The following is a 10,472-nucleotide window of genomic DNA, read 5'->3' on the forward strand; positions in this document are numbered from 1 at the left end:
GGATCGACCTCCATCCGCCCCCAACAGTGCTCGTGGTCCGAAGCCCCGTAAGGGGAGCCGGGGACCACGGCCGGGCCGTCTGCGGTGTCCGCAGGGACTTTCCGGACCGCGACACGCGGAACGCCGCATGAGAATCCCAACAAATCTGCGCACATCACTCGAGTCACACCCGTCTCAGGGTGTGAAACCACTCGCGATTCGATCGTTCGCCTCGCTACCGACCACTCGCCGTCGTGGCGCGGTCCTGACCTGCGGATTCTCGGAAAAACAGGTAGTCAGGGCGGTGTAAGCGAGCGCGTCGTCGGATTCCGGCGCAGAGGTGGGCCGAACCCCACTACAACACGACGAAACACCGCGAAAACGGGGGGTCGCGCTCGCAAATGCCTGATCACGTGGGTACGGTCGCATTCGCCGCCAACAATCGGCGGTGCCGGACGGGTGCCCCACCCGGCCGCATCGTTGCGAAGACGACGCAGCATCGCCAGCGTGGCACAAGACGTCGGCCGCCTCACCGCGGACGATGAGAGTCCCAATCAAGAACGAAAGACGGAGGAACCCGTGGCCCTTCCCCAGTTGACTGACGAGCAGCGCGCCGCTGCGTTGGAGAAGGCAGCTGCCGCTCGTCGCGTCCGCGCGGAGCTCAAGGAGCGCCTCAAGCGCGGTGGCACCGATCTCCAGCAGGTGCTCAAGGATGCCGAGAACGACGAGATCCTGGGCAAGATGAAGGTCTCGGCCCTGCTCGAGGCCCTGCCCAAGGTCGGCAAGGTCAAGGCTCAGGAGATCATGACCGAGCTGGAGATCGCCCCGACCCGCCGCCTGCGCGGTCTCGGCGACCGTCAGCGCAAGGCCCTGCTCGAGAAGTTCAGCAACTGAACGTGAGCACTGCACGTACGAGGGGCCGACTGCTCGTTTTGGTCGGCCCCTCGGCCGTCGGCAAGTCCACCGTCGTCGCGAAGGTGCGCGATGCGATCCCGGACCTGTTCTTCAGCGTCTCGGCGACCACCCGCGACCCGCGTCCCGGTGAGGTCGACGGCCGCGATTACCACTTCGTCAGCCGCGAGGACTTCGACAAGATGATCGCCGGCGACGAGCTGCTCGAATGGGCCGACATCCACGGCGGCCTGCAACGGTCCGGGACCCCGCTGAAGCCGGTCCTCGACGCGCTGGACGCCGGCAGGCCGGTCCTCGTGGAGGTCGATCTGGTCGGCGCGCGCAACGTCGTGAAACGCCTGCCCGAGGCCACCACCGTCTTCCTCGCCCCGCCCAGCTGGGGCGAACTGGTCGCGCGCTTGCGCGGCCGGGGCACCGAGACGCCGGAGGCGATCGAGCGCCGCCTGGCCACCGCCGAGGTCGAGATGGCCGCGCGTGACGAGTTCGACCACGTCATCGTGAACAGCGAAGTCGACCGAGCGGTCTCGGAGTTGGTATCCTTGCTGGTCGGACCTGAGCAGCCCACCGCGCCCGCGACCTGACCGGCCCCTCACGGCATCAGATGATCGATGCCTTCGACATCCAGACCTCTACGCAGGAGTTCGTGTGACCGCACCGACCAACTTCGACTACACCGAGATCGCCGACGCGCCGGCCTATGACACGCCGCTGGGCATCACCAACCCGCCGATCGACGAGCTGCTCGAGCGCGCGTCGTCGAAGTACGCGCTGGTCATCTTCGCCGCCAAGCGCGCACGGCAGATCAACGACTACTACAACCAGCTCGGCGACGGCATCCTCGAGTACGTCGGTCCGCTGGTCGAGCCGGGCCTGCACGAGAAGCCGCTGTCGATCGCACTGCGCGAGATCCACGCCGACCTGCTCGAGCACACCGAGGGCGAGTAGTCACGGCGGGATGACCAAGCCGACCAAGACACGGCGCCGGATTCTCATCGGCGTCGGCGGAGGCATCGCGGCATACAAGGTGTGCTCGGTGATCCGCCACTTCACCGAGGCCGGGCACGAGGTCCGCGTCGTCCCCACGCCGGCCGCGCTCGAGTTCGTCGGCAAGGCGACCTTCGAGGCGCTCAGCGGTCATCCGGTGACCACCTCCGTCTTCGACGACGTCGACGAGGTCGCCCATGTCCGCCTGGGCCAGGGTGCCGACCTCGTCGTCATCGCACCGGCCACCGCGGACCTGATGGCGCGTGCTGCTCAGGGGCGCGCCGACGACCTGCTGACCGCATCGCTGCTCACGGTGCGATGTCCGGTGCTGTTCGTGCCCGCCATGCACACCGAGATGTGGGAGCACCCGGCCACGCAGGCCAACGTCGCGACCCTCCGCTCGCACGGTGCAACCGTGATGACCCCGGCGTCGGGGCGCCTCACCGGCACCGACTCCGGCCGTGGCCGACTGCCCGACCCGCAGGAGATCGCCCTCATCGGCGAACTGCTCCTCGACCGCCCCGACTCGCTGCCGTACGACCTGGCCGGCGTCCGCGTGCTGATCAGCGCCGGCGGCACGCGCGAACCCCTCGATCCGGTCCGTTACCTGGGCAATCACTCGTCGGGCAAGCAGGGCTTCGCCCTCGCCCGGGCCGCCGCGCAGCGGGGTGCGAGCGTCACCGTCGTCGCCGGCTCGACCGCTGGCCCGGGTGATCCGGCGGGGGTGGAGATCGTCCGCATCGCCACCGCGCGCGAGCTCGCCGAGGAGATGACGACGCGCGCCGCCCACGCCGACGTGGTGATCATGGCCGCCGCGGTCGCCGACTTCCGGCCGGTGAGCGTCGCCGACGCCAAGATCAAGAAGGGCGACGCCGGACCGGCCCCGATCGAACTGACCACCAACCCCGACATCCTGCGCGGGCTCGTCGAGGCCCGCGACGAGGGCCGGATCCCCGGGGAGACCGTCATCGTCGGGTTCGCCGCCGAGACCGGCGACGAGACCGGCGGGGTTCTCGACCACGGGCGGGCGAAGCTCAAGCGCAAGGGTTGCGACCTGCTGGTCGTCAACGCCGTCGGCGAGGGCAAGGCCTTCGGAACCGAGGACAACACCGGATGGCTGCTGTCGGCCGAGGGTGCCGAGACCGCGCTGCCCTACGGATCGAAAACACTCATGTCGAGCCGAATACTTGACGAAGTGCGCCGACTGGTGCCTGATAGTCGGGGAGCCTGAGCAGCACGCCGTGACCGACCACGCGTGTAGTTTGGTGTGAACTCCAACGGCCATCGACGGCCTGCTTACCTGCAAAACGGCGCCGGACACCTTCCGCGCGCGAGATCTCGAGAGGATCTGATGACCACCTCGTCACGCCTGTTCACGAGCGAATCCGTCACCGAGGGACATCCCGACAAGATCTGTGACGCGATCAGCGACTCGATCCTCGATGCCATCCTCACCGAAGACCCGAAGGCGCGCGTGGCGGTGGAGACCCTGGTGACCACGGGTCAGGTCCATGTCGCCGGCGAGGTCACCACCTCGGCCTACGCCGACATCCCCGGCATCGTGCGGTCGAAGATCCTCGAGATCGGCTACGACTCGTCCACCAAGGGCTTCGACGGCGCGTCGTGCGGCGTCAACGTGGCCATCGGCGCGCAGTCGCCGGACATCGCCGGCGGCGTGTTCAACTCCCACGAGAGCCGCAGCGGCATCTCCGAGGACGAGATCGACCAGCAGGGCGCCGGCGACCAGGGCCTGATGTTCGGCTACGCCACCAACGAGACCCCCGAGCTCATGCCGGTGCCGATCGCGATCGCGCACCGCCTGTCGCGCAAGCTGACCGAGGTCCGCAAGAACGCCACGCTGCCGTACCTGCGTCCCGACGGCAAGACCCAGGTCACCATCGAGTACGACGGCGACAAGCCCGTCCGCCTCGACACCGTCGTGCTGTCCACCCAGCACGCCGCCGACGTCGACCTCGAGAACCTGCTCGCGCCCGACATCAAGAAGTACGTCGTCGACGCGGTGCTCGCCGAGATCGACCTGCCCGGGCTCGACACCTCCGACTACCGCCTGCTGGTCAACCCGACCGGCAAGTTCGTCCTCGGCGGTCCGATGGGCGACGCCGGCCTGACCGGCCGCAAGATCATCGTCGACACCTACGGCGGCATGGCCCGCCACGGTGGCGGTGCCTTCTCGGGCAAGGACCCGTCGAAGGTCGACCGCAGCGCCGCCTATGCGATGCGCTGGGTCGCCAAGAACGCCGTCGCCGCAGGCCTCGCCGACCGCATCGAGGTCCAGGTGGCCTACGCGATCGGCAAGGCCGCCCCGGTGGGTCTGTTCGTCGAGACGTTCGGCACCGAGAAGGTCGACACCGCCGTCATCGAGCGGGTCATCACCGAGCACTTCGACCTGCGTCCGCTCGCGATCATCCGCGATCTGGACCTGCTGCGTCCGATCTACGCCCCGACCGCCGCGTACGGCCACTTCGGCCGCACCGACGTCGACCTGCCGTGGGAGCGGACCGACCGCGCGGACAAGCTGCGCGCGGCCGCCGGTCTCTGAGACCCCGAAGGGCGGTAGGCCCTGCCACCGAAAGGCGCACGGGTACCGGCTGATTCGCTGCCGGTTGCCCGTGTGCTGCCCATCCTCGGACTCGCACACCTGGACCGTCCGTTCGACTACCTGATCGACTCCGATCAGGACGAGATCGCGGTTCCGGGCGTGCGGGTCCGTGTTCGGTTCTCGGGACGTCTCGTCGACGGCTTCCTACTCGAGCGCATCGCCAAGAGCGACCACCCGGGTAAGCTGGGGTGGCTCGATCGCGTCATCTCCGCCGAGCCGGTCCTCACGCCCGAACTGGCCACACTGTGCCGGGCGGTCGCCGACCGGTACGCCGGCACCATGGGCGACGTCGTGCGCCTGGCCATCCCGCCCCGTCACGCGCGGACGGAGAAGGAGGAGACGAAGGAGCCGACGACCGTCGTCGAAGCCCCGGACCTGGCCGAGTGGCGTCGCTATCCGCTGGCGGAGTCGTTCGTGGAGGCGCTCGCCGGCGGTCATCCGCGCGCCGCCTGGCAGGCGCTGCCGGGGGAGGACTGGCCGCAACGGCTCGCCGAGCTCGCCGCCGCCACCCTCGCCGGCGGGCGCGGGTGCATCATCGTCGTCCCCGACCAGCGCGACCTCGACCGGCTCTGGGCGGCGTGCGAGCCGCTCATCGGCGACCGGGGCGTCGTGCTGGCCGCCGGTCTCGGTCCGACCGCCCGCTACCGTCGCTGGCTGGCGGTGCGCAGAGGCGCCGCGCAACTCGTGATCGGCACGCGGAGTGCGGTGTTCGCTCCCGTCCACGATCTCGGGCTGATCGTCGTGTGGGACGACGGGGACGACAGCATGCCCGACCCGCGGGCGCCGTATCCGCACCCGCGTGAGGTCGCGGTGCTGCGGGCGCACCTCGAGCAGTGCGGCCTGCTCCTGGGTGGCTTCGCCCGGACCGCGGAGGCGCAGGCGCTCGTCGCGTCCGGTTGGGCGCATGACCTGCTCGCCGAGCGCGCGACCGTCCGCGAACGCAGTCCGCGTGTGCAGGCGATCTCCGACGACGACCGCCAGATCGCCCGGGACCCGATGGCGCGGTCTGCGCGCATCCCCGAGGTCGCCTTCGATGCCGCGCGCACCGCGTTCGCCGCCGACCGCCCGGTCGTGTTCAGTGTTCCGCGCCGTGGCTACGTCCCGTCGCTGGCCTGCACCCGATGCCGCGAGCACGCGCGCTGCCGCGCCTGCCACGGACCGCTCCAGATGGACGGCGACGGTCGGCTCTCGTGCCGGTGGTGCGGGCGTCCGGAACGGAGCTTCCGCTGCCCGGAGTGCGGCAACACCCGGGTGCGCGCCACGGTGACGGGTGCGCGACGGACCGCGGAGGAGCTGGGCCGGGCGTTCGCCGGGGTGCCGGTGCTGACCAGCGGCGGCGACATGATCCTCGACGAGATCGAGCCGGGCGCACGGCTCGTCGTGTCCACCCCGGGGGCCGAACCCGTGGCGCCCGGCGGCTACGGCGCGGCGATCGTCCTCGACACCTGGGCGCAACTCGACCGCGCCGACCTGCGCGCCGAGGAACACGCCGTCCGACGCTGGATGGCGCTCGCCGGGATGGTGCGCCCCCACAGCGACGGCGGCCGCGTGGTGATCGTCGCCGACTCCACTCTCGCGCCCGTCCAGGCGTTGATCCGTTGGGACCCCGTGAGTTTCGCGTCCATGCAGCTCGACGAGCGGGTGGAGCTCGGGTTCCCGCCCGCGGTGACGATGGCGTCGATCGACGGCCCCACCCAGGTCATCACCGACTTCGTCGAGAACCTCGAACTGCCCGAGGGCACCGATATCCTCGGCCCCGTCCCGCTGCCCCCGGGGGTTCGTCCGCCGGCGGGCAGCGCCGAGTGGGAGGCGGCCTCCGCCGACGACGAAATGGACCGCATCCTGGTGCGACTGCCGCGCAAGCACGGCCGACTCCTCGCGAAGGCGCTCGCGGCCGGGCAGGCGCGCCGAAACACTCATCGTCTGACCGGGCCGATCCGGGTCCAGGTGGATCCGCCTACGATCGGATGAATGCGCATCGTTTTCGCCGGTACACCCGAGGTCGCCGTGCCGTCGCTGCAGGCCCTGCTCGACTCGCCGTCGCACGAGGTCGTCGGCGTCATCACCCGCCCCGACACGGTCGCCGGGCGCGGCCGCAAGGTCGTTCGGTCGCCGATCGGCGTGCTCGCCGACGAGCACGGCCTCGAGGTGATCACCCCGCGGCGGCTGTCCGAGCCGGAGGTCGCCGAGACGCTGCGCCGCTGGGCGCCCGACGCCGGTGCCGTGGTCGCCTACGGCGGCCTCGTCCCGGAGGACCTGCTCGACCTGCCCACCCACGGGTGGATCAACCTGCACTTCTCGGTGCTGCCCGCGTGGCGCGGGGCGGCGCCGGTGCAGGCGGCGATCGCTGCCGGCGACGAGGTGACCGGCGCGAGCACCTTCCGCCTGGAGAAGGGGCTCGACACCGGCCCGGTCTACGGGGTGCTCACCGAGATGATCCGACCCACCGACACCGCCGGCGATCTGCTCACGCGGTTGGCCGAGGCGGGGTCCGGACTCTTGGTGAACACGCTCGACGGCATCGAGGCCGGCCGCCTGATCCCCGAACCGCAGCCGAATGTCGGGGTCAGCCATGCACCCAAGGTCGAGGTGGAGGACGCGCGCATCCGCTGGGATCTGCCCGCGCACATCATCGACCGCGTCGTCCGCGCCTACACTCCGGCTCCCGGCGCGTGGACCGTGCTGGAGGAGGCGAGGATCAAGGTCGGGCCCGTGCGGCCGGTCGCGGCCGACGACGCGTCGCTGCCCGAGTCGGCCCGCGGGGACGCCTTGGCGCCGGGCGTGGTCGCGGTGACCAAGAAGGCGGTCTTCGTCGGGACCGGTTCGACGCCGGTGAGACTCGGCACGGTGCAACCGCCCGGCAAGAAGGCGATGCCCGCGGCCGACTGGGCGCGCGGCGCGCGCCTCGAAGACGGCACGGTGCTGGGGTGAGCGCCGATCGGCGGCCGGGCCGGGACAGGGCGCCGCAGGGACGTTCGGACCGGAACCGCGGGAAGCCGCAGAACACCGCCAAGTTCCGGCAGAAGGAGGTCGACCCGGCCCGCGTCGCCGCCCGCGACGTCCTTCGCGCCGTCCGGGAGCGCGACGCCTACGCGAACCTCGTCCTGCCGAAGATGTTGCGGGAGCGCGGGATCACCGGCCGCGACGCCGCCTTCGCCACCGAACTCGCCTATGGCGCGTCGCGCGCTCAGGGTCTGCTCGACGCGGTGATCTCCTCGGCCGCCGGGCGTCCGGTCCCCGAGATCGACGGGACGCTGCTCGACGTGCTGCGCCTGGGCACCTATCAGCTGCTGCGCACGCGTGTGAGCCCGCATGCCGCGGTGTCGACCTCGGTGGATCTGGTGCGCGCCGAGAACGGTATGGGCCCTGCCGGTTTCGTGAACGCGGTGCTGCGCAAGGTGTCGCAGAAGACCGAGGAGATGTGGGTCGACGAGCTCGCGCCGTCGCCGGCCGAGGACCTCGTCGGGTATCTCGCGTTCCAGTACGCGCACCCGCGCTGGATCGCCGAGGTGTTCCGCGACGCGCTGGGTGGTTCGGCCGGTCAGTTGCAGGCCCTGCTCGCCGCCGACGACGAGCGGCCGCCGGTGCATCTCGTCGCGCGGCCCGGCATGATGACCGCCGAGGAACTCGCGCTGACCAGCGGGGGAGAGGTCGGCCGGTTCTCCCCGTACTGCGTGTACCTGGCCGGCGGCGACCCGTCGGACGTCGACGCCATCCGCGAGGGCTACGCCGGGGTCCAGGACGAGGGCAGCCAGCTGATCGCGCGAGCGGTCACCGTCGCCGACGTCGGCGAGGATTCCGGCCGCTGGCTCGACATGTGCGCCGGGCCCGGGGGCAAGGCCGCTCTGATCGGCTCGCTCGCCGACATCGACGGCGCGCACCTCGACGCGATCGAGGTGTCCGAACACCGCGCCGAGCTGATCCGCAAGGCCGTCCGCGACCTGCCGGTCACCATCCACGTCGCCGACGCGCGGTCGAGCGGGCTGGCGCCGGGCTTCGACCGCATCCTGCTCGACGCCCCGTGCTCGGGACTCGGGTCGCTGCGTCGCCGACCCGAATCCCGTTGGCGCCGAAGCCCGCGCGATGTCGACGAGCTGGTGGTCCTGCAGAAGGAACTGCTGTCCGAGGCCTTGCGTCTGGTGAAACCCGGTGGCGTCGTGGTGTATTCGACGTGCTCGCCGCATCCTGCCGAGACCACCGCGGTCGTCGCCGATGTTCTCGCGGAGGTCGAGGGTGCGCGTCAGCTCGACGCGCGGCCGCTGGTCACGGTGGGCGAGCTCGAGGGTGAGCTGCTCGGCGACGGCCCGCACGTGCAGCTCTGGCCGCACATCCACGGCACCGACGCGATGTTCCTGGCGGCGCTGACGCGGGACTGACCTCGCCCGCACTTCCCGTCCACGAGTGAGTCGTCGGACGTCCTGTCTTCCAGAATTCGGTTCGGAGAGGCGACCTCGATCGAGGTCGCATCACCGAAGTGAGGTCTGCCAGAGGGTGGATGATCCGGTCCGGCGAGCCTTCCGGGTAACGTCCGACCGGTGACGACCACCGTGATCCGCCCCGCCACGCCGGCCGACGTCGACGGTGCGGCGACGACCCTCGGCCTCGCCTGCGCCGACTATCCGTTCACCCGGCACACCGTCGACGCGCGGGACCATCTCGATCGGGTCCGGTCCCTGCAACGCCTCTACCTCTCCGAGGTCGGACTGCCATGCGGAAAGGTCTGGGTGTCAAACGATCTCACGGCGGTCGCGGTGTGGATCGCCCCGTCGTCGACGGGTCTCGAGGAGGCCTTCGGCGCCATCGCGGGTCGCGTCGTCGACCTGTACGGCGACCGCGCCGAGATCGCGGCGCGTGCCGACGAGGCGACCGCGCCGCTGCGTCCGGCCGAATCCGTCTGGCATCTGGCCACCGTCGGCGTCGCGCCCTCCGCGCAGGGCCGCGGACTCGGGCGGGCGGTGCTCGAACCGGGCCTGCGGGCCGCGGAGGCGGAGGGGATGCCGGCGTACCTGGAGACGTCGTCGCACTCGAACGTCGCGTTCTACGAACGACTCGGCTTCGAGGTCATCGGAGAGGTCGCGCTGCCCGACGGCGGGCCGACGGTCTGGGGGATGCTGCGCTCGAAGGCGTAGAGCGAATCGGCCTATGGCGCGCATTTCTTCTACAAATCGCGGTCGCCCTAGACTTGTCGACCATGTGCACCGCCGCCAACGCGCCCATGATCGCCCCGTCCATCCTGTCCGCGGATTTCGCGAATCTCGCCGACGAGGCGGCAGCGGTGGCCGAGCCCGGCGCCACCCGCGCCGACTGGCTGCACGTCGACGTCATGGACAACCACTTCGTGCCGAACCTGACCCTCGGACTGCCGATCGTCGAGAGCCTGCTCAAGGCCACCGACATCCCGCTCGACTGCCATCTGATGATCGAGAACCCCGACCGCTGGGCGCCGCCCTACGCCGAGGCCGGCGCGCACAACGTCACCTTCCACGCGGAGGCCACCGACAACCCGGTCGGCGTCGCCCGCGACATCCGGGCCGCCGGCGCCAAGGCCGGCCTGTCGATCAAGCCCGGCACCCCGCTCGAGCCGTACCTGGAGATCCTCCGCGACTTCGACACCCTGCTCGTGATGAGCGTCGAACCCGGCTTCGGCGGGCAGAAATTCATCCCCGACGTCCTGTCCAAGGTGCGCGCGATCCGCAAGTACATCGCCGCCGAGGACCTGAAGCTGCTCGTCGAGATCGACGGCGGCATCAACGCCGACACCATCGAGCAGGCCGCGGAGGCCGGTGTCGACTGCTTCGTCGCGGGCTCGGCCGTCTACGGCGCCGACGACCCGGGCCAGGCGGTGGCCGCCCTGCGCCGGCAGGCCGTCGAGGCCCGCGCCAAGGCCGGCATCTGATCGGCCGCATGGAGATCGTCGCCGCCATGGACCGCGCCGTCGAGGCGTCGCGGTCGTCGATGGGTGTCAGCTCCCCGAACC

At 70.8% G+C, this 10,472-nt stretch carries 10 protein-coding genes; all 10 read left to right on the forward strand.

The genetic code is table 11. The annotated features are described in order from the left end of the window. The first annotated feature begins 558 nt into the window (after positions 1 to 558). The 10 genes from mihF (at position 559) to rpe (ending at position 10,391) form a co-directional block, all read left to right on the forward strand. Positions 559 to 873: an integration host factor, actinobacterial type gene (gene mihF / locus GP2_RS19080; protein WP_006902231.1), complete on the forward strand. Its 315-nt coding sequence runs from the start codon at positions 559 to 561 to the stop codon at positions 871 to 873. A gap of 2 nt (positions 874 to 875) precedes the next feature. Further along, positions 876 to 1,472, forward strand: a complete 597-nt coding sequence (gmk, locus tag GP2_RS19085) for a guanylate kinase (protein WP_083900286.1) — start codon at positions 876 to 878, stop codon at positions 1,470 to 1,472. 64 nt (positions 1,473 to 1,536) lie between these two features. Next, complete coding sequence (gene rpoZ / locus GP2_RS19090) at positions 1,537 to 1,836, forward strand: DNA-directed RNA polymerase subunit omega (protein ID WP_006902234.1); 300 nt, start codon at positions 1,537 to 1,539, stop codon at positions 1,834 to 1,836. Between the two features lie 10 nt (positions 1,837 to 1,846). Further along, positions 1,847 to 3,106, forward strand: a complete 1,260-nt coding sequence (gene coaBC / locus GP2_RS19095) for a bifunctional phosphopantothenoylcysteine decarboxylase/phosphopantothenate--cysteine ligase CoaBC (protein ID WP_006902235.1) — start codon at positions 1,847 to 1,849, stop codon at positions 3,104 to 3,106. Between the two features lie 120 nt (positions 3,107 to 3,226). Next, the gene (gene metK / locus GP2_RS19100) at positions 3,227 to 4,435 is read left to right on the forward strand and encodes a methionine adenosyltransferase (RefSeq protein WP_006902236.1); all 1,209 of its coding nucleotides are present in this window, start codon (positions 3,227 to 3,229) and stop codon (positions 4,433 to 4,435) included. A 72-nt stretch (positions 4,436 to 4,507) separates the two neighbouring features. Further along, complete coding sequence (locus GP2_RS19105) at positions 4,508 to 6,466, forward strand: primosomal protein N' (protein ID WP_006902237.1); 1,959 nt, start codon at positions 4,508 to 4,510, stop codon at positions 6,464 to 6,466. Beyond that, positions 6,467 to 7,426, forward strand: coding sequence for a methionyl-tRNA formyltransferase (gene fmt / locus GP2_RS19110; RefSeq protein WP_006902238.1), 960 nt, complete (start codon positions 6,467 to 6,469; stop codon positions 7,424 to 7,426). After that, positions 7,423 to 8,871 carry an RsmB/NOP family class I SAM-dependent RNA methyltransferase gene (locus GP2_RS19115; protein WP_006902239.1) on the forward strand — a complete coding sequence of 483 codons (1,449 nt, stop codon included), beginning with the start codon at positions 7,423 to 7,425 and terminating at the stop codon, positions 8,869 to 8,871. The genes fmt and GP2_RS19115 overlap by 4 nt, the downstream gene beginning before the upstream one ends. 159 nt (positions 8,872 to 9,030) lie before the next feature. Beyond that, a complete protein-coding gene (locus GP2_RS19120; RefSeq protein ID WP_006902240.1) occupies positions 9,031 to 9,624 on the forward strand; it encodes a GNAT family N-acetyltransferase in 594 nt (197 codons plus the stop codon). Positions 9,625 to 9,686: 62 nt separating this feature from the next. Further along, positions 9,687 to 10,391 carry a ribulose-phosphate 3-epimerase gene (gene rpe / locus GP2_RS19125; RefSeq protein ID WP_006902241.1) on the forward strand — a complete coding sequence of 235 codons (705 nt, stop codon included), beginning with the start codon at positions 9,687 to 9,689 and terminating at the stop codon, positions 10,389 to 10,391. Positions 10,392 to 10,472 lie beyond the last annotated feature (81 nt).

Source organism: Gordonia paraffinivorans NBRC 108238, assembly GCF_000344155.1.
Taxonomy (GTDB): domain Bacteria; phylum Actinomycetota; class Actinomycetes; order Mycobacteriales; family Mycobacteriaceae; genus Gordonia; species Gordonia paraffinivorans.